Source organism: Methylotenera versatilis 7 (assembly GCF_000799165.1).
Taxonomy (GTDB): domain Bacteria; phylum Pseudomonadota; class Gammaproteobacteria; order Burkholderiales; family Methylophilaceae; genus Methylotenera_A; species Methylotenera_A versatilis_A.
The window spans coordinates 883,057-901,760 of record NZ_JUGF01000002.1; the positions used below are offsets into that span (position 1 = coordinate 883,057).

19 protein-coding genes and 1 riboswitch are annotated in these 18,704 nt (G+C 43.1%); of the genes, 6 read left to right on the forward strand and 13 right to left on the reverse strand.

Annotated elements, in window-relative coordinates; all coding sequences use genetic code 11:
• Positions 1-26: 26 nt before the first annotated feature.
• Entirely contained in the window at positions 27-686 is a 660-nt protein-coding gene (gene tmpT, locus K370_RS08230; RefSeq protein ID WP_047540721.1) for a thiopurine S-methyltransferase, read from the forward strand.
• On the opposite strand, the gene K370_RS08235 is transcribed toward tmpT, so the two are convergent.
• The gene (locus tag K370_RS08235; protein ID WP_419177396.1) at positions 666-1,307 is read right to left on the reverse strand and encodes an HAD family hydrolase; all 642 of its coding nucleotides are present in this window, start codon (positions 1,305-1,307) and stop codon (positions 666-668) included. The genes tmpT and K370_RS08235 overlap by 21 nt on opposite strands.
• Positions 1,308-1,456: 149 nt before the next feature.
• Between K370_RS08235 and xth the strand changes: the two genes are divergently transcribed.
• On the forward strand, positions 1,457-2,221 hold the full coding sequence (xth, locus tag K370_RS08240) for an exodeoxyribonuclease III (RefSeq protein ID WP_047540726.1): 765 nt from the start codon (positions 1,457-1,459) through the stop codon (positions 2,219-2,221).
• A 7-nt stretch (positions 2,222-2,228) separates the two neighbouring features.
• On the opposite strand, the gene K370_RS12120 is transcribed toward xth, so the two are convergent.
• The 8 genes from K370_RS12120 to def all read right to left on the reverse strand — a co-directional run bounded on the left by K370_RS12120 (position 2,229) and on the right by def (position 10,605).
• Positions 2,229-2,474: a helix-turn-helix domain-containing protein gene (locus tag K370_RS12120; protein ID WP_200883507.1), complete on the reverse strand. Its 246-nt coding sequence runs from the start codon at positions 2,472-2,474 to the stop codon at positions 2,229-2,231.
• Between the two features lie 84 nt (positions 2,475-2,558).
• Complete coding sequence (locus K370_RS08250) at positions 2,559-3,827, reverse strand: sigma-54-dependent transcriptional regulator (protein WP_047540729.1); 1,269 nt, start codon at positions 3,825-3,827, stop codon at positions 2,559-2,561.
• A gap of 2 nt (positions 3,828-3,829) precedes the next feature.
• Positions 3,830-6,115 carry a sensor histidine kinase gene (locus K370_RS08255; RefSeq protein WP_235272723.1) on the reverse strand — a complete coding sequence of 762 codons (2,286 nt, stop codon included), beginning with the start codon at positions 6,113-6,115 and terminating at the stop codon, positions 3,830-3,832.
• 19 nt (positions 6,116-6,134) lie between these two features.
• Positions 6,135-6,788 (reverse strand): DUF4390 domain-containing protein, encoded by a 654-nt coding sequence (locus K370_RS08260; RefSeq protein ID WP_052185209.1) that lies wholly within the window; start codon positions 6,786-6,788, stop codon positions 6,135-6,137.
• Positions 6,751-8,046 (reverse strand): 16S rRNA (cytosine(967)-C(5))-methyltransferase RsmB, encoded by a 1,296-nt coding sequence (gene rsmB / locus K370_RS08265; RefSeq protein WP_047540732.1) that lies wholly within the window; start codon positions 8,044-8,046, stop codon positions 6,751-6,753. The genes K370_RS08260 and rsmB overlap by 38 nt, the downstream gene beginning before the upstream one ends.
• Before the next feature lie 103 nt (positions 8,047-8,149).
• Positions 8,150-9,019: a zinc metalloprotease HtpX gene (htpX, locus tag K370_RS08270; RefSeq protein ID WP_047540735.1), complete on the reverse strand. Its 870-nt coding sequence runs from the start codon at positions 9,017-9,019 to the stop codon at positions 8,150-8,152.
• A 138-nt stretch (positions 9,020-9,157) separates the two neighbouring features.
• The gene (gene fmt, locus K370_RS08275; protein WP_047540737.1) at positions 9,158-10,090 is read right to left on the reverse strand and encodes a methionyl-tRNA formyltransferase; all 933 of its coding nucleotides are present in this window, start codon (positions 10,088-10,090) and stop codon (positions 9,158-9,160) included.
• Between the two features lie 14 nt (positions 10,091-10,104).
• Positions 10,105-10,605: a peptide deformylase gene (gene def, locus K370_RS08280; protein WP_047540741.1), complete on the reverse strand. Its 501-nt coding sequence runs from the start codon at positions 10,603-10,605 to the stop codon at positions 10,105-10,107.
• Between the two features lie 165 nt (positions 10,606-10,770).
• On the opposite strand from def, the gene K370_RS08285 reads away from it, so the two are divergent.
• Genes K370_RS08285 through K370_RS08295 form a run of 3 tightly spaced genes read left to right on the forward strand, consistent with a single transcriptional unit; the run spans position 10,771 to position 13,469 of the window.
• On the forward strand, positions 10,771-11,838 hold the full coding sequence (locus K370_RS08285; protein ID WP_047540744.1) for a LysM peptidoglycan-binding domain-containing protein: 1,068 nt from the start codon (positions 10,771-10,773) through the stop codon (positions 11,836-11,838).
• An 18-nt stretch (positions 11,839-11,856) separates the two neighbouring features.
• Positions 11,857-12,966: a DNA-processing protein DprA gene (gene dprA, locus K370_RS08290; RefSeq protein ID WP_047540747.1), complete on the forward strand. Its 1,110-nt coding sequence runs from the start codon at positions 11,857-11,859 to the stop codon at positions 12,964-12,966.
• A 44-nt stretch (positions 12,967-13,010) separates the two neighbouring features.
• The gene (locus tag K370_RS08295) at positions 13,011-13,469 is read left to right on the forward strand and encodes a DUF494 family protein (protein ID WP_047540749.1); all 459 of its coding nucleotides are present in this window, start codon (positions 13,011-13,013) and stop codon (positions 13,467-13,469) included.
• 108 nt (positions 13,470-13,577) lie between these two features.
• On the opposite strand, the gene metF is transcribed toward K370_RS08295, so the two are convergent.
• The 4 genes from metF to metK form a co-directional block, all read right to left on the reverse strand.
• Positions 13,578-14,414 carry a methylenetetrahydrofolate reductase [NAD(P)H] gene (gene metF / locus K370_RS08300; RefSeq protein ID WP_047540751.1) on the reverse strand — a complete coding sequence of 279 codons (837 nt, stop codon included), beginning with the start codon at positions 14,412-14,414 and terminating at the stop codon, positions 13,578-13,580.
• A 17-nt stretch (positions 14,415-14,431) separates the two neighbouring features.
• Positions 14,432-14,776 (reverse strand): phage holin family protein, encoded by a 345-nt coding sequence (locus tag K370_RS08305; protein WP_047540753.1) that lies wholly within the window; start codon positions 14,774-14,776, stop codon positions 14,432-14,434.
• A gap of 40 nt (positions 14,777-14,816) precedes the next feature.
• Positions 14,817-16,241 (reverse strand): adenosylhomocysteinase, encoded by a 1,425-nt coding sequence (gene ahcY, locus K370_RS08310; protein ID WP_047540756.1) that lies wholly within the window; start codon positions 16,239-16,241, stop codon positions 14,817-14,819.
• Positions 16,242-16,351: 110 nt separating this feature from the next.
• Positions 16,352-16,451, reverse strand: a riboswitch (S-adenosyl-L-homocysteine riboswitch).
• A gap of 97 nt (positions 16,452-16,548) precedes the next feature.
• Entirely contained in the window at positions 16,549-17,712 is a 1,164-nt protein-coding gene (metK, locus tag K370_RS08315; protein ID WP_047540760.1) for a methionine adenosyltransferase, read from the reverse strand.
• Positions 17,713-17,872: 160 nt separating this feature from the next.
• On the opposite strand from metK, the gene dapF reads away from it, so the two are divergent.
• Positions 17,873-18,703, forward strand: coding sequence for a diaminopimelate epimerase (dapF, locus tag K370_RS08320; protein WP_047540762.1), 831 nt, complete (start codon positions 17,873-17,875; stop codon positions 18,701-18,703).
• The last annotated feature ends 1 nt before the right edge of the window (position 18,704 follow it).

The window sequence follows — 18,704 nt, forward strand, 5'->3', positions numbered from 1 at the left end:
AATTATCATCATAGAAAAGTTCTAATATGCAAGCAAATTTCTGGCACCAAAAATGGGAGAAAAACCAGATAGGCTTTCATTTGCCTGCAGCCAATCCCTTACTGGTTAAACATTTTTTCGCACTTAATCTAAAACAAGGTTCACGCATCTTTTTACCTTTGTGCGGTAAAAGTTTGGATATTGCTTGGTTATTGGCACAAGGTTATCAAATAGCAGGCGCGGAATTAAGTGCGATTGCGATTGAGGATTTATTTCGTAGCCTTAACTTAACGCCAAAAATCACTCAAAAAAATACAATAACGCATTACAGCGCACCTGATATTGATCTATTTGTTGGGGATATTTTTGATGTGACGCCCAGCATGCTAGGCAAAGTGGACGTGATATATGATAGGGCGGCATTGGTTGCTTTGCCAGTTGAAATGCGCAAAAAATATTCAGATCATTTAATTAAGCTGACTCAACTAGCTCCGCAGTTATTGATTTGCTTTGAGTATGATGAAAGCCTGCATGCAGGACCACCATTTTCTGTTGGTGCCGATGAAGTGAAAACCCATTATCAGGCCCGCTATGACTTAACACTTTTAGCTAGTGAGCCAGTAGAAGGCGGTTTAAAAGGCACATGTCCAGCCACTGAACATGTGTGGTTGCTTAAGCCATTCGATTCAGTTGTTAACGCTGCTTAACCAATCCTTTAAGCTGATAACCACCTGATGGCAATGTGTTTTCACATGGTTACTTGGTTGCTGTAAATCTGGTACCACCACTACTTTTAAGCCTGCGGCAATTGCGGCACGGGCACCAGTTTCGCTGTCTTCAAATGCAATACATTCAGATACATTTAAGCCCAGTTTTTCGACGGCAAGCAGGTAAATATCAGGGTTAGGTTTGCCATGCATTACTTCTTGTCCGCTGGTCACATGACTGAAAAAATCCAATACACCTACTTGGCTTAAGCGGTGGTTAATATGATTAGTAGGTGAAGAGGATGCTACGCTGCAGATAATATTATTTGCCTGATAATATTGAAGTAAATCCAGCGCGCCAGGTTTTAGCGGAAAATGATGGTTATGCTCAGCTAGTCGTGCATCTAACCCTTGCATCACGCTGTTAAAATTTTCCACGCCGTTTAATTGCTCAATCATCCTGCGCGTAGAATCAGGCCCTGCACGGCCAATCAGCTCTGCATATTCTGTTTGGGTATAGGTAATACCTATCTCGCGGGCGGCGGCGATGCAGGCTTGCATGATGACGCGCTCCGAATCAATCAGTAGCCCGTCCATATCAAATATTGCAGCTTTAATCACTTTTTTTAATACCCAAAAAAGCCAGCACTTTAACATAAGCTAAACGATGTCTCTAACAAGCGGTTTATTAAATTAGTTAATACTAAAATGAAGCCAGTTTTTAACGCGTGTTAAAATGAAAAAACTGTTATTTATATTGAGATAAGCCTGTGAAACTAGCAACTTGGAATGTCAACTCGCTGAATGTGCGTTTGCCGCATGTATTGGATTGGTTGCGGGAAAATCCTGTCGATGTCTTGTGTATTCAGGAAACCAAGCAGGAAGATAGCAAGTTCCCCTATGCTGAATTAGTCGCTGCCGGCTATCAATCCGTGCATGCGGGGCAAAAAACCTACAATGGTGTGGCGATTCTAAGTCGCCACGACATGACTGATGTTGAGCGTGGTATTTTCAATTTTGAGGATGCGCAGCAACGGGTGATTAGCGCGACAATAAACGATATTCGCGTTATTTGCGTGTATATCGTCAATGGTCAAGCAGTGGATTCAGACAAGTACGACTATAAAATGCGCTGGCTGGATGCATTAACGATTTGGCTTGCTGATGAACTCAAAAAATATCCCAATCTGGTGTTGTTAGGCGATTACAATATCGCGCCGGAAGATCGTGATTGCCATGATCCAGCCGCATGGGTGGGGCAGGTTCTGGTCAGCCCTAAAGAACGCGAAGCGTTTCAACGGTTAACCAATCTTGGGCTGCATGATAGTTTTAGATTGTTTGAGCAAGCTGAAAAAAGTTTTACCTGGTGGGATTACCGCATGATGGGGTTCAGGCGTAATTTTGGCATGCGGATTGACCATATTCTGGTCAGCGATGCGTTAAAACCACTTTGTCAAACCTGCGTCATTGATAAGGCTCCACGCAAATTAGAACGCCCATCAGATCATACGCCTGTGATTTTAACGCTGGGTTAAGCTTAGTTTAACTGCTTTGATTTAAGTTTTTTACCTGCTGTAATATATTTATTCTGGTATCTTTATTGAGCGTACCTAATTCTAAAATAATCGCAGCTAAAACTTCATTTTCACAGTACATATAAGCTGCTGGCACATTTAGCACGCGCGCCAATCTTTCTGCCATGTAAACATCGGGCGCATGCTTGCCACGCTCATATTGATTGATTCTTGGGCCAGCAGAAAACTCATCAATACCTGCCAGTACACCCAGCTTTTCCCCGCGCTTGACGCAATCTGATAGCTACTATGTGTAAATTTAGTAACACTTTAAGCCAAAACAATAACGTATAAATTCTTATCCTTTAATTTTAATGCCTAGCTGCTTTAATTTTCGGTACAAATGTGTGCGTTCCAAGCCAGAAATCTCGGCCAATTTACTCATATTGTTATTGATGAGTTTCATGTGATATTGAAAGTAATAACGTTCAAAATCATCACGCGCTTCGCGTAAAGGTTGAATCAATTCAATTGGAAACGATGGCGAGTGACTGGTCTGATCTACTTCGCTAGTGGTAAATTGTTCCAGCACGCGGTTTACGTCGTTGAGGGTAATTTTATCCGTCAAACTACTTAACATGGCATTTTGCACAACCGCTTCCAACTCGGCTAAATCGCCTGGCCATTCCGCATTTCTTAATGCGTTCAATGCGGCGATATCAAAGCTTTTGTAATCAGCACCAGATGTTTCCACCAGCAAGCTAGCCATGGCGGTGGCCAAATCGGGAATATCCTCTTTGTGATCGTTCAGTGCCGGCACTTTTAACGTGCTTTGAGATAAAGTTTGCATCAAGGTGTAATCAAACTGTGCGTTATCAGTGAGTTGAGGCAAGCTGAATGCGCTGGCACAAACCACGCGTACTTGATATTTGTCTGCTTTGCTTAAAAGTAATTGCAGGCCTTTTTGCTCAGACTTGTTTAACGCAGAAACTTCATCAATGTACAGAACACCTTCTCGCGTTTGCTCTAAAATCTCTAGCGGTGCGCTGGCAAGTTTTTCATATTCAATTAAACTAAGCCAAGGCGTACCAGTGGTGTGTAAAAAACGTGCGCAAAGTTCTACGCTGCCGCCTTTTTTGCCGATGAGTAGTAATGCATTTTTTGTACGGGATATTTGCTCTAAGCGCTGTTTTAGCTCATTAATGACTAAGCTTTTGCCAAAGCTGGCCAAGTTCATTTCCGTTTTTGGCAGGTTTTCTGCGTGTTTTAAGGCGGTGGCTACTGTTTTGAGTAATTTTTGTAGAGCAATTGGCTTCTCTAAAAAATCAAACGCGCCGATGCGGGTAGCCTCGACCGCAGTATCAATCGTGCCATGGCCAGACATCATCACTACTGGCATAGTTAACAGGCCAGCGTTGCCCCATTCCTTAAGCAAGCTGATGCCATCGCAGTCAGGCATCCAAATGTCTAATAGAACTAAGTCTGGTCGTTGTTTTAAACGCGCGTCCCTGGCCGCCTGAGCATTGTCTGCCAGTGTAATGTGATGGCCTTCGTCCTCTAAAATGTCTCTTAATAATTCGCGAATGCCTATTTCGTCATCCACCACTAAAATATGCCGTGATGTCATGCTTAATTTTCCCTTACTTGTTTTTTGCGTTTATTGTCATTCATGTTTTTACTTGTTGGCTTATGTGCGAGTTTGTCATCTGCTGGTTGTTTTTTAGTTTCCTGAATAATAGGCAGCAGAATCGTTACGCAGGCGCCACCAGAAGTACTATTTTCAATTTTAATTTGACCAGCATGCTCGTCTACCATTTTCTTGACAATGGCCAAGCCTAAGCCAGTACCATGCACTTTTGTGGTGACATAAGGCTCATAAGCGTGAGAGATTATTTTTGCGGGAAAACCTAGTCCATTGTCTTTAATCATCAGTTTAATCGTAGATTCGTTAAAACTGGTTTGAACTAAAATTTCAGGATTTTGAATGGGTAAGGCCTCTTCAGATGTCACAAGTGCATCCTGTGCATTTTGCATTAAATTGTGTAATACCTGTCGCAGCATTGTTGCGTCACCCAAAATATCCGGCATGTTTGGCATTAAGTCATAAGTCATTTTAACGCTGGGATGGTCGTTCGTGTTTTCATCACGACCATTCTCGTACAGCATCGATACATCTTTAATCAATGCATTGATGTTCAATTTGCTTAAATTTGCCGAAGGCGAGCGGGCATATTCACTGAATTCATTCACCATGGTTTTCATGGCGCTTACCTGGTTAACAATGGTATCCGTGGCGCGTTGCAGCATGCTGGCGTCATCTGTATTTAATTTGCTGCTCAATTTGTGTTGCAAACGTTCGGCCGATAGCTGAATAGGCGTGAGTGGGTTTTTAATTTCATGTGCCAACCTGCGCGCAACTTCACCCCAAGCTGCATCACGCTGTGCTTGCACCATCGTAGTCACATCGTCAAATACCACCACAAAGCCATTATCATTGCTGCCAGCACTGGGGTTGTTAGGCAGGCGAGTGGCGCGAACCAGCAGTAATTGCTTGCCTTGCGGTTTAACGATTTCAATTTGGCGGGTGAGTTCCGTTTTTGCTAACTCATCTGTTTTGGTCAGTTCAAAGTGTGATTTCACCAAACTAATAAATTCACCTAAAGAAATATTGCTTTCACTTATTTTAGTAAATTGCTGATTTTCAAACATCGCAAGATTCAAACCTAGAATCGTGCTGGCTGTCAGGTTAAAAGTGCGCAGTTCGCCTTTTTCATTAATCGCCAGAACGCCGGAAGATAAATGCGCCAGAATAGTCGCCAAATAGCTACGCGCCGCTTCTACGCGCACACGATTTCGCTCTGTGGCTTTGGTGGCATCATCTAACTGGCGTGTCATGCTGTTAAACGATTTCACCAATACACCCAACTCATCTTTACCATGCTCCGGCAACATGGTGCTGTAATCGCCGCTGGCAATAGCGCGCGTGCCTTCTGCTAATACGGTCAACGGTTGCGTGATGCGGCGGCTTAATACAAACGCAATTGCCAATGCTGATAACATCGCTAGCATCAGCACTAATGTCAGCGTCAGTGCAAAAACATCTTTAAGTGAATTGCGACTGTAAGACAGTTCCTGATAATCGCGATAAACGTCTTGCACGGCCTCTGCAGTGTTAGATAATGATTTTGGCACAGGCTGCAATAATTGCAAAATGCGGGTTTCGCCGGCTAATTCTTGTACATTAACAGGTGCTAATACACGCAAATATAAACCTTTGTTAGGGATAGGCTCAATTTTTCCATACACGCGATTTTGCGCTTGGCGTAGTTGTGGAATACTGGGTAATTCTGGCAGGAAGCTATTCGGGTCGCCGCTTGAGACTGAAATAATACGGCCTTGCGGCGTCAGTAATGCAGCATCTTGAATACCCGATTTGTCGCGTAAATCATTCAATAAGCTGTAGTGGCTGCGCGATGGCTGAAAAGCCAGTGTGAGTGCCATATTCTCTGCTTTTTCTTCCACATCCTGCAGCATGATATCTAAAGCGCGCTGGCCTAAACTTAGGCCGCCATCTAGCGCGGACTCTACTTTGACGTTAAACCATGATTCGATTGAGCGCGTTAAAAAGTTCACGCTCACCAAATATACAATCATGCCGGGAATAATCGCCATCAAGGCAAATGTGCCCAGTAAGCGCAAAGTCAAGCGACTACCCATCACCCCACTTTTGATTTTTTTGTACAAATGCCACAGTTGAATGACAATCAGCACAATCAAAACACCAGCTAAAGCGATATTAAGGTAGAGCAGGATTTTGTAGTAATCGTTTGAGGCAGCAGTATTGGCACTGGCTAGCGAAAGTAAGTACAGCAGTACTACACCCAACGCCACACTTACAAATACAATATATCTCATCAGCTAATTTGCAACATCGTTATTTGAGATCTTTAACACTCGACTCTTTAAGATTAATCAACTCTTTACTATTGGCCTCTTTTAAAGCCCATTCGTATTTTTGAGAGGTTAAGTTCCATTTTTCTGATCCAATTGCATCTACCTGAATCGCTTTCGGTAGTTTGGATTGATCTAAGCGCACCAATAAAGCGGCGTTATAAGCTTCACTTTTTTCGATGAGCGATTTATCCATCACTTTCCAATTGTTTATTTGCATAAGCGCATCTTTGGCTTCGTCCAGTGTTTCAAACGACTTTTGGTGTTCACCGTGATTCACCAAATATTGTCGGCTCAATGCATGGTAACTCAACGTAACGCTTCTGCTAACAGTGACGATTTCATCATCAAACCAATATTTCCATGGTTTAACCACTTGAAATTCAATTAAAAAATGTAGTGGTACGCCTTTATTAACAGCCTCTTCAATTGCATTATCAAAGTCGATATCAATATCGGCTGATAATGCGTAAGAATCATCTAATGGCTGCAACTCAGCATAATTAATGTTAATGCTACTGGCCGCGAAGGCGACCGAAGCCGTATTTAACAATAAAAAAACAATACTGGAGCGCGCGTAGCGGCTAAATTTTTTGAGGTTAGGTTTTTTGAAGCAGTGCGTAAAAAAGACCATCATGTTGATGGTTTGGAATAAGTTGGCCCTGTTCAAGCTGAATGTTTTGATGGTTTTCATTGTTCAGCGTTAATGGCAATTGAGTTGCATCATGGTTTTTCAGTAAAAAATTGTCAATTTGTTGTTGATTTTCTTCATTAAAAATCGAACAGGTCACATAGAGTAATTTACCGCCTTTTGCTAATAATTGCCACAAGTTCGCCAAAATTAAGGACTGTTGCGCGCAAAACGATGCAATATCCGACTCACGACGCAACCATTTAATATCCACATGCCGCCGCACAATGCCCGATGCGGTGCATGGGACATCGGCTAGAATACGTTCAAAAGGCTGGTCAGCTTGCCACTGAGCCGCATCGCCTAATTGCAAATCAGCATTTAAATTCAGTCGGTTTAAATTACTTTCCACGCGGTTTAAGCGGCTGGCATCATTATCTAGCGCGGTTAGCTTAATGTCTGCCAATTCCAAAATATGACCTGTTTTGCCACCAGGTGCGCAACAGGCATCTAATACCGTCATGCCGCTTTTCAAATCCAGTAAACCTGCTGCTAATTGCGCGCCATAATCTTGTACAGAAACCACACCATCTGCAAAACCTGGTATTTTTTCAACAGGAATTGGTTGCTCTAAAATCACCGCGTACTTACCCACTTGACTGGCTACAATATCTTGCCTTGCCAGTAATTGCACGTATTCTTTCGCACTGGTTTTTTGCACATTCACGCGTAACGTCATTGGCGGGTGCGCGTTACCTGTGGTCAAAATATTTTGCCATGTTGAAGGGTATTGCTTTTTAAGTTTATTAATCCACCACTGTGGATAGGAGTAAAGTGCGACTTCATTATTTTTTGTATCAGCTTGAACTTGCTGACTTAACACTATTTTCTGCCGTAAAAAATTGCGCAAAACACCATTCACCAAGCCTTTTGCCCAGCGCGGTTTTGCATAACTCGCGGCTTCAACTGCCTGATTTACCACTGTGAAATCATCCGCTTTATCATGTAGTAACTGGTAAATTGCCACCAGTAAAAGCGCAGTAATATGTTCATTACTTAAGGGTTTTTCAAGTAATTTAACTAAGTAAGCGTTTACTTCGCCATAAAAACGCAAGGTGCCGTAACTTAAATCTGCCGCCGCGCCGCGCTGTTGCGGCGTTGCATTCGGGTAGCTGGAAAGTGCATCTGGCAACGCCAGGGTAAGATTGCGGCCAGATAAAACTTGAGAGATTGCAATCGCGGCGATTTGTTGGGAAATGTACAAAGTGGCTTTCTTGATTAATACTTTAAATTAGGGCGTATGGATTTCATTGGGTATTAATCATACATGGGCAGTCATCAAGCATCTAAACGATCTGTGGATTTAATTAATAAGAATTGCTCATTGCCATCAATCTAGCAACGCGCTCTTCAGTTTTTGGATGTGTGCTAAACAAGCTGTCAAACGATACACCAGAAAGTGGGTTAATGATCATCATTTGCCCGGTTTCTGGATGCGCCTCTGCGGTTTCGTTAGGGATTTTATGCGCGTAGTTGTGAATTTTTTCTAACGCGCTGGCTAAGGCTTTTGGGTCTTTGCTAATTTGCGCGCCCATTTTGTCGGCCTCAAATTCGCGGCCGCGTGAAATGGCCATTTGAATAAGACTGGCAGCCAGTGGTGCCAAAAACATCATGAGTATGCCAATGATTGGGCTGCCACGTTCACCATCTCTATTCCCGCCGCCGAAGAACATACCGAACTGCGCGATTGAGGCGATTGCACCAGCCATGGTGGCGGATATGGTTGAAATAAGTGTGTCGCGATGTTTGATATGTGCAAGTTCATGCGCCATCACGCCGCGCAATTCGCGCTCGTTTAAAATTTGCATAATGCCGGCTGTAGCTGCTACAGCCGCATTTTCAGGATTGCGGCCCGTTGCAAATGCATTAGGCTGATTTTCGTTCATCACATACACTTTTGGCATGGGTAGTTCAGCATTTTGCGCCAACTCTTTCACCATATTATAGTAATTGCGAAATTGTCCATTGCCATAATTATTATCGGGTGAAATTTCTTGCGCGCCATACATTTTTAGCACGGCTTTGTCCGAAAACCAATAAGCGTAAATATTCATGCCGGCAGCAAATAAAAGCGCGATTAGCATGCCTGTTCCGCCACCAAATGCCGCACCCACTGTGCCAAATAAGGCAACAATGGCAGCCATTAAGATTGAGGTTTTTAACCAATTGCCAAACATATGAATCTCCTAACGATTACAAATGCATTTTAAATAATATATGTAGATTGTGATTTAATAACTACTGCTAATATGCAGCCGACTTACTTTAAGTTCAAGCTGTGCGCATTAATTTAGCCAGAAATGTTGCGTTGGTGGTTAACTAAAAAATTCGCCGATTTTTAGATGTTGGCCTTGCGCAAATTGTTGAGCAGTCTGGCGTTTTCCACCTGGCATTTGTAACTCACTGATCTGTAAAGTTCCATCACCGCAAGAGACATTAATCCCACCTTCTAGGCTAACAATTTCGCCAGCGCTGTTTTTATTAATGTTGTTGACGATTGCTTTTGCAAACCAAATACGACAAGTCTCATTTCTGAATTGTGCAGTAGCGACAGGGAAAGGGTTAAAGCCGCGCACTTGGCGAGAAATTTCAATCGCACTTTTATGCCAATCGATTGCGGACTCGGCTTTTTCTAATTTGTGCGCGTAGGTGACCAAGCTTTCGTCTTGGATTGTGCTGGTTAATACACCATTTACAGCTAAATTTTGCATCGCTTTAACCATTAACTCAGCACCAATTGTTGCGAGTTTGTCATGCAGGCTTTGCGTGGTGTCATTATCCGTAATCGGCACAATACCTTTGCTTATCATTGCGCCTGCATCTAAGGCTGGTACCACTTCCATAATGGTGACGCCAGTTTCTGTATCACCAGCTAAGAGTGCGCGATGAATCGGTGCCGCACCGCGCCAACGCGGTAAAAGAGATGCATGTATGTTGTAACAACCAAGTTTAGGCATTTGCAGAACGCTGGTAGGAATAATCAAGCCATATGCGGCAACTATCATAACGTCAGCTTGCGTTGCAGCAATTTGCGCCTGCACTTCAATTGGTTTGAGCGACGTGGGCTGGAAGATAGCCAGATTGTGGCTTAACGCCAGCTGTTTCACAGGGCTGGCTTTAAGCTGCATGCCACGTCCGGCAGGGCGGTCTGGTTGAGTCAGTACCATGACAATTTCATGTCCAGCATCAATTAAAGCCGCGAGAGCAGGGACTGCGAACTCAGGCGTTCCAGCAAAAATAATTTTCATAGGGTTTTAAAGTACTATCTATCGCGCAGCAATTTAACCATTTTGGTTTTAATGCGGTTGCGTTTTAAAGGCGATAAGTATTCTACAAATACTTTACCCAGCAGATGATCCATTTCATGTTGAATGCACACACTTAACAGGCCGTCAGCCACTAGTTTAAAAGGATTGCCTTGTTTATCCAGTGCTTCCACCGTGATTTTCTCGGCGCGGGTGACATTTTCATAAACGCCTGGTACGGATAAACAACCTTCTTCATAATCTTGCGAGCCACTTTTTGCCACGATTTTAGGGTTAATAAATACTTGCAGCTGGTTTTGTTCCTTGCTGGTGTCAATCACAATGAGTTGAATGTGCTCGTTAACTTGAGTCGCTGCCAAGCCGATACCGGGTGCGTCATACATCGTATCTGCCATATCATCTATTAATAGGCGAATCTTCGCATTCACCTCTTTGATTGGTTTGGCCACCGTATGTAAGCGCGGATCCGGGTAATTAAGTATATTCAGTAGTGCCATAATCGTTAAATATTAAAAGTGTTGCCTTATATCAACAGCCTGTTTTGTGAAAAGCTTCATTGTTTGCAAAAAGGCTTGATTGTTGAATGAATTACGTGATAAATTTAATGCAATTTCGCGGATGCAATTCCTTATTTTAGCCGCTATCTTGACCGAGGTCATGCAATGAATAAACGCATTATAACGCTGCTTGTGCTTGCTTGCTTAAGCTTGAATGTAAATGCTGATGAAATTCAGCTACAGAAAAACCATCCTGAACGCCATGTGGTGGTAAAAGGCGACACATTATGGGGCATTTCAGGCCAGTTCTTGAAAGATCCTTGGCAGTGGCCAAAAGTCTGGCGCATGAATCGCGAACAGATTAAAAATCCACATTTAATTTACCCTGGCGATGTGGTGGTGTTAGATACAAGTAGTGGTTCGCCGCAACTGAAATTACTGCGTGAAACAGTGACGCTACAGCCGGGCATACGTGAAGAAGCGTTGGAAAAAGAAGCTATTTTTACGATTGCACCCAATGTGATTGAGCCTTTTTTAAGCCAGCCTTTGCTTATTGAAAATGGCAAATTGGATACTGCTCCGCGCATTATTGCAGGCCAAGATAACCGAGTTATTTTAAGTCCAGGTACCCGCGTTTATGTTAATAATATTAACGACGGTGAAGGTACGCATTGGAATATTTACCGCCCAGGTGAAGTGCTGCGAGATCCTGATACCAATGAAGTGCTGGGCACAGAAGCGATTTATTTGGGTGATGTGGATATTGCACGGTTTGGTGAGCCGGCAACAGGCGATATTGTACGAGCTAAAGAAGAGATTTTCACTAAAGATCGACTGGTTGTTTCTCCTGACGAGTTTAAAAGTAGCTTTGTGCCGCATGCACCAGAGGCACAAATTTCAGGACGTATCATGCGTATTTATGGCGGCGTTGCTGAAGGCGGCCCCAATACGGTTGTCTCGATTAATCGCGGTAAAAATGATGGCTTGGAAGAAGGCCATGTTTTGGCCATTAGTCGTTATGGGCGAATTATCAAAGACCCGGAATATAAAAAGTCAGATATTGAAAAAGTATCCTCCCAAGACAAGCCAGCTTTGCAGCCGGGTCAAATTAAGCTGCCAGATGAGCGTGTTGGTTTAATGATGATTTTTAGAACATTTGATCGTGTGTCTTATGGTCTTATCATGAATACGACAGATGCGATTTACACGGCAGACTCTGTCCATACGCCTTAAGAGTGTTGGCTATAAGTCATGTTAACCAAGGACAACATTCAAGAAAATGATGTTGCTCTTTGGGTTTCTCTCCATTTTATCCATGGGCTAGGCAATGCAGGTATTTGCCAGCTGTTAGCAAAGTTTGGCTCACCAGAAGCGATTTTCAGTGCCAAAGTTCACCAGCTGCGCGAAGTAGTCGATGACGATGTTGCCCAGAAGATTTCAAGCGGAGTCGACGTGGAATTGATTCAACCCACGCTTGACTGGCTACACAAAGACGATACACACATCGTCACTCTTGCCGACGAAACTTACCCTCAATGTTTACTGGAAATCACTAATCCACCTGCAGTGCTCTATGCGATTGGTGATTTGCGCTGGCTCAATCATCCGTCTATCGCGATAGTTGGCAGCCGAAACAGCACGCCACAGGGCGAGAAAAATGCAGAAGATTTTGCCGCCAGTCTGTGCAATTACGGTTTATGTGTGGTGAGTGGAATGGCATTGGGGATTGACGCAGCGGCGCATCGTGGTGCGATAAAAGCAAATGGCGCTACAATTGCAGTGGTCGGAACAGGCTTGGATATCGTGTATCCCGCTAGGCATCGCGATTTGGCGCATAAAATTGCCGAACGAGGCTTGATTTTGTCAGAATTTCCATTAGGTACGCCCTCAAAAGCACAAAATTTCCCACGCAGAAATCGCATTATCAGCGGCTTAAGTTTGGGTTGCTTGGTTGTGGAGGCTAATGTGGATAGTGGCTCTTTGATTACCGCACGCATGGCCGCAGAGCAGGGGCGTGAAGTATTTGCCATCCCTGGCTCTATTCACTCTCCTGTTGCAAAAGGTTGTCATCAACTGATTAAGCATGGTGCGAAACTAGTTGAAAATACCGAAGATATTGTAGAAGAACTGAAAAATCTACTGCCAGATATTAGCCCAATGGGGCTAACGGCAGAAACAGAGCGAAACGCATCGGAACCCAATACAGTTCTGGTTTGCATGGGTTTTGATGCAATTGATTTTGAAACGATATTAACCGTTTCTGGATTGACGACCGAGACACTTTCAGCCATGCTTATGGTAATGGAACTGGAAGGCAAAGTAACGACCTTGAGCGGTGGAAAATATCAACGTTTGATCTAAACACCAGCAATAAATAGATTCCAAATTGATAGCGAGGAGATGCTATGTTTGAAGTGTTAGTGTTCATGTTTGAAAATTATTTTTCGCATCATACAGCGCTGGATAGTGATGTGATGGAGCAGGAGCTTTCAGCTGCTGGATTTGACTCGTCTGATATTACTGGCGCGTTTGATTGGTATGCAGAAATGAAATCAAGATTAACCGAACCTGCACCTCATTATGCTCATAAACACTCTGGCTTGCGTGTATTTTCCGATATGGAGCTAAAGAAAATCAATACTGAAAGTATCGGATTTATTTTATTTCTACAGCAGGCGAATGTGATTAACGATATGGAACGCGATTTAATCATTGATCGTGCAATGGCGCTGAAACAACAAGTGATTACAGTAGAAGAGATGCGTTGGATTTCGATGATTGCGCTGTGGAACGAAGGTCGCGAAAAAGATTATTTATTTGTAGAAGATGCCTTATTTAATCCGCGCGGATTGGCTATTCACTAATCAATTTAGCTTCTAAAGCTAATATAATGTTTTAAGATTAAAAAAAATGAGCAAGTTGAATATTCAATCTGCTCATTTTTTTCAGCTATATCAATATATTTTCTAGCGTTATTTTTTATCTAGATTCTCAATAATTTTAGAAATAATACCTGCCTGATTAAGCGTGTAGAAATGCAAGCTTGGCACTCCCCAGCTCAGTAAAGTTTCACATAGTTCACTCACCACATCTATACCTAACGCCCGTAAGGACGGCATATCATCTGCATAAGCTTCTAAACGCAAGCGCAGCCAACGTGGAATTTCTGCGCCGCAAATACCCGAAAATCGAGCTAATTGCGTGTAGTTATAAATGGGCATAATGCCTGGCACGATCGGTATCGTAATGCCATCTGCTTCACAACTGTCCACAAATCTAAAATATGCGTCTGCATTGTAAAAATACTGTGTAATGGCGGAATCTGCACCAGCGTCTACTTTGCGTTTAAAGTTGGCCATATCTTTGGCGGCCGATAAGGCTTCCGGATGAAATTCGGGATAGGCGGCAACTTCAAGATGAAACCAATCTCCCGCTTCTTGCCTGATAAAACTCACCAGTTCATTGGCATATTTAAAATCACCCACGCTGACTTCGCCAGATGGCACGTCACCGCGCAGAGTAACTAAACGCTTAATGCCTTTAGCTTTGTAAGCTGAGAGCAGAGTGCGAATCTCCTCTTTGCTGGATGAAATACAGGAAATATGCGGCGCTGCTTGGTAGCCCTCTGCTTGAATTTCAAACACGGTTTCTTTGGTGCGATCAGTTGTAGAGCCGCCAGCGCCAAAGGTGACTGAAAAGAATTCAGGGTTAAATTTGGCCAGTTGTGTGCGTGTTTCACGCAAATTGGCAATGCCCTCCGCCGTTTTGGGCGGGAAAAACTCAAAACTTAATGGGATATTTTGCTTCATCTTTTACGTTATCTTTATTATTTTTTATCAACCACAACTGCACTCAGTATCCACGAAATAATGCTGTAAACAATCGCACCAATAATGCCAGCAGTAATTGTTTTTACATCAAATCCCTGTAAAAAATAACCCGCCAGCCAGAACATCAATCCATTAATCACGAAAATAAATAAACCCAACGTGAGAATAGTGACTGGTAGTGTGAGTATCAATAAAATGGGTTTAATCAATATATTGGCTAAACCAATGACCGCTGCCGCAATGAGGGCATACATAAAGCTAGACACATGAATGCCTGGTACAAAGTACGCTACGGCTAATAAAGCCAAAGCATTTAACAACCATCCAATCAGTAATTTCATGTGTCTGCTTCCTTTTTCTTTAATTAAATAAATTTAAAACTTAATAACGATAAGTATCAGGCTTAAAAGGACCATCTTGCGAAACGCCAATATAAGCTGCTTGTGTTTCAGATAATCTTGTTAGCTGCGCATTCAATTTTTTCAATTGTAATACAGCTACTTTCTCATCCAAATGTTTAGGTAACACATAAACACCAACTGGATAATCCGCTTGACGCGTAAACAACTCAATTTGCGCAATAGTTTGATTAGCAAAGCTTGAGCTCATCACGTATGAAGGGTGACCTGTACCGCAGCCTAAATTCACCAAACGACCTTTTGCCAATAGAATAATTTTTTTGCCATTTGGAAAAATCACGTGATCTACTTGTGGCTTGATTTCGTCCCATTCATATTTTTCAAGTGAAGCAACGTCAATCTCATTATCGAAATGGCCAATATTACACACAATCGCCTGATCTTTCATTTTTGCCATATGATCATGCGTAATCACGTGGTAATTGCCTGTTGCAGTGACAAAAATATCGCCATGCTCACAAGCATAATCCATTGTAACGACACGATAACCTTCCATCGCTGCTTGTAATGCGCAGATTGGATCAACTTCTGTTACCCATACTTGTGCGGATAAGGCACGCAATGCTTGCGCAGAGCCTTTACCTACATCACCATAACCAGCCACTATCGCTACTTTACCTGCAACCATTACATCGGTCGCGCGTTTGATTGCATCCACTAAAGACTCACGACAGCCGTATAGATTGTCGAATTTTGATTTTGTTACTGAGTCATTAACATTGATTGCAGGAAAAGCCAGTTTGCCTTCTTTATGCATCTGATACAAGCGATGCACGCCGGTGGTGGTTTCTTCCGTCACGCCAATAATTTTGGCCAAACGTGTTGAGTACCAAGTTGGGTCTGTTTTTAATTTGGCTTTAATTGCATCGAACAAGCAGATTTCTTCTTCTGAAGTTGGATTGGCAATCACAGATAAATCTTTTTCTGCGCGTGTACCAAGATGCAGCAATAATGTCGCATCGCCGCCATCATCCAGAATCATGTTGCTATAGCCGCCATCAGTCCATTCAAAAATGCGGTGGGTATAATCCCAGTATTCAGTCAGTGTTTCGCCTTTTACCGCGAAAACTGGTGTGCCGCCAGCCGCAATCGCAGCCGCAGCGTGGTCTTGGGTAGAGTAAATATTGCATGATGCCCAACGTACATCCGCGCCCAAATCTTTAAGCGTTTCAATCAGTACAGCAGTTTGAATGGTCATGTGTAGCGAGCCAGTGATGCGCGCGCCTTTGAGTGGTTGTGCACTTGCGTACTCTTCGCGAATAGCCATTAAACCTGGCATTTCTGTTTCAGCGATAGCGATTTCTTTACGACCGAATGTAGCTAAATTAATATCAGCAATCACATAGTCTTGGGCTATATGTTTAAAATCTGTAGTCACAGTATTCATTTTTCAATTCCTTGAAGTGTGACCAGAAGGGAGGGGCTGAGAACGAACCGATAAAGTTTGCAACTGTAACGGTTTTTGTTCACCCAAATCCCGTGTCTGGCACGGTTTAAATTAGGTGAACGCCGTTACAAGTTAACCAATATTTTGACTTAACTTGTAAACCGAGCCTGGGGTTTGCATGAAACAAACCTCGCAACGTTCCTCGGTTATCAATTACTACTAAAAATTAGGTTGCCATTATAATGAAATCATTGCCCATGTAAAGAAATTGTTCCGCAAAGCAATGATTTCATTCATAAAATTGGCATTACAGACCTGCGGCAGCTTTTAATGCAGCTGCTTTATCTGTCGCTTCCCATGTAAACTCAGGTTCATCTCGACCAAAATGCCCATAAGCTGCCGTTTTTGTGTAGATTGGGCGTAGTAAATCTAACATCTTCACAATGCCTTTAGGACGTAAGTCAAAATGTTCACGTACTAATTGGGTTAATACTTCGTTCGAAACTTTGCCTGTGCCATAAGTTTCTACCATCACAGAAGTGGGTTGTGCAACACCAATCGCGTAACTGACTTGCACCAAACAACGTGATGCCAAGCCGGCAGCCACAATGTTTTTTGCAACATAGCGACCAGCATAAGCCGCGCTACGGTCTACTTTTGAAGGATCTTTACCTGAGAAGGCGCCGCCGCCATGAGGTGCTGCACCGCCGTATGTATCGACAATGATTTTACGGCCTGTTAAACCGCAATCGCCTTGTGGGCCACCGATGACAAAACGACCGGTTGGGTTCACTAAAAACTTGATATCACCTTTGATTAACTCTTTAGGCAACATCGGTTTGATAATCTCTTCAATCGTCGCTTCACGAATATCTTCCAGACTGATTTCTGGCGAGTGTTGTGTAGATACCAGAACCGTATCAATTTTGTATGGTTTACCGTCTACATATTGCACGGTCACCTGTGATTTCGCATCAGGACGCAGCCATGGCAAACGGCCATCTTTACGTAATTGTGCTTGACGCTCCATTAGGCGGTGACTTAACCAAATCGGTAACGGCATGAGTTGTGGCGTTTCATCAACCGCATAACCAAACATTAAGCCTTGGTCGCCTGCACCTTGGTCTAATGGGTCGTCTTGTGCGCCATCTACACCTTGTGCGATGTCTGGCGATTGTTTGTCATAAGCAACTAATACGGCGCAACCTTTATAGTCGATACCGTATTCTGTATTGTCATAACCAATACGTTTAATCGTTTCACGTGCGACTTTAATATAATCAACGTTGGCTGTAGTGGTGATTTCGCCTGCTAATACGACCAAGCCAGTATTAGCTAAAGTTTCAGCAGCCACTCGGGCGGTTGGATCTTGTTCTAAAATAGCATCTAAAATGCTGTCAGATACTTGGTCTGCGAGTTTGTCCGGATGGCCTTCAGAAACAGATTCTGAGGTAAAAAGGTATTCGTTCATGAGTGCGCCTTGAAAACTTAAATATTTATAAAAGAGAAAACAATATCGACTAAAGGCTAAAGCAAATATTGTTAATCACTGTTGGATTACGGATTGTACATGGTTAACCACTTGTAAACACTCAAATTTGGTAGAATATGAGTAACTAATTGAGGTAAAAATGCTACTAAAGTTCACAAAAATGCAAGGTGCGGGTAATGATTTTGTCGTCATTGATGGCTATTCAGAAAGTATCGCGCTTAGTTCCAGCCAAATCAAAAAAATAGCCAATCGCTATTTTGGCGTTGGTTGCGATCAATTATTGATGGTTGAAAAAAGCACATCAGCAGATGTGGATTTTAAATACCGTATTTTTAACGCAGATGGCGGGGAAGTGGAGCAGTGTGGCAACGGCGCACGTTGTTTTGCCAGATATGTCACTAAAAAAGGTTTAACGCAAAAGCAACACATTAAAGTTGAAACAGCTAGCGGCGTGATTGTGCTGCAATTACAATCAGATGGCCAAGTGACGGTGAATATGGGTGCCCCTGTTTTTGAGCCAGCACGTATTCCTTTTGCTGTGGAAAATCGGCAAGTGCAGTATGCATTGCAGTTACAGTCAGAAACAATCATGATTTCGGCCGTTTCAATGGGTAATCCACATGCAGTCACTTTGGTGGATGATGTAGAAACTGCAAATGTGGCGACCTTTGGACCACAAATTGAAGCGCATGCGAGTTTTCCACAACGGGTTAACGCGGGATTTATGCAAATTGTGAATCCGCATGAAATCAATCTGCGCGTGTACGAACGTGGTAGCGGCGAAACGCTTTCTTGCGGCACAGGTGCTTGCGCCGCAGCGGTCAGCGGTATTGCTTCGGGGCTTTTGCAATCACCAGTTTCGGTGAATACGCGTGGTGGAAAACTAAATATTGCCTGGCCTGGAGAAGCTGAGCCAGTGATGATGACTGGGCCGGCAGAGTTTGTGTTCGAAGGACAGGTTGAGATTTAAG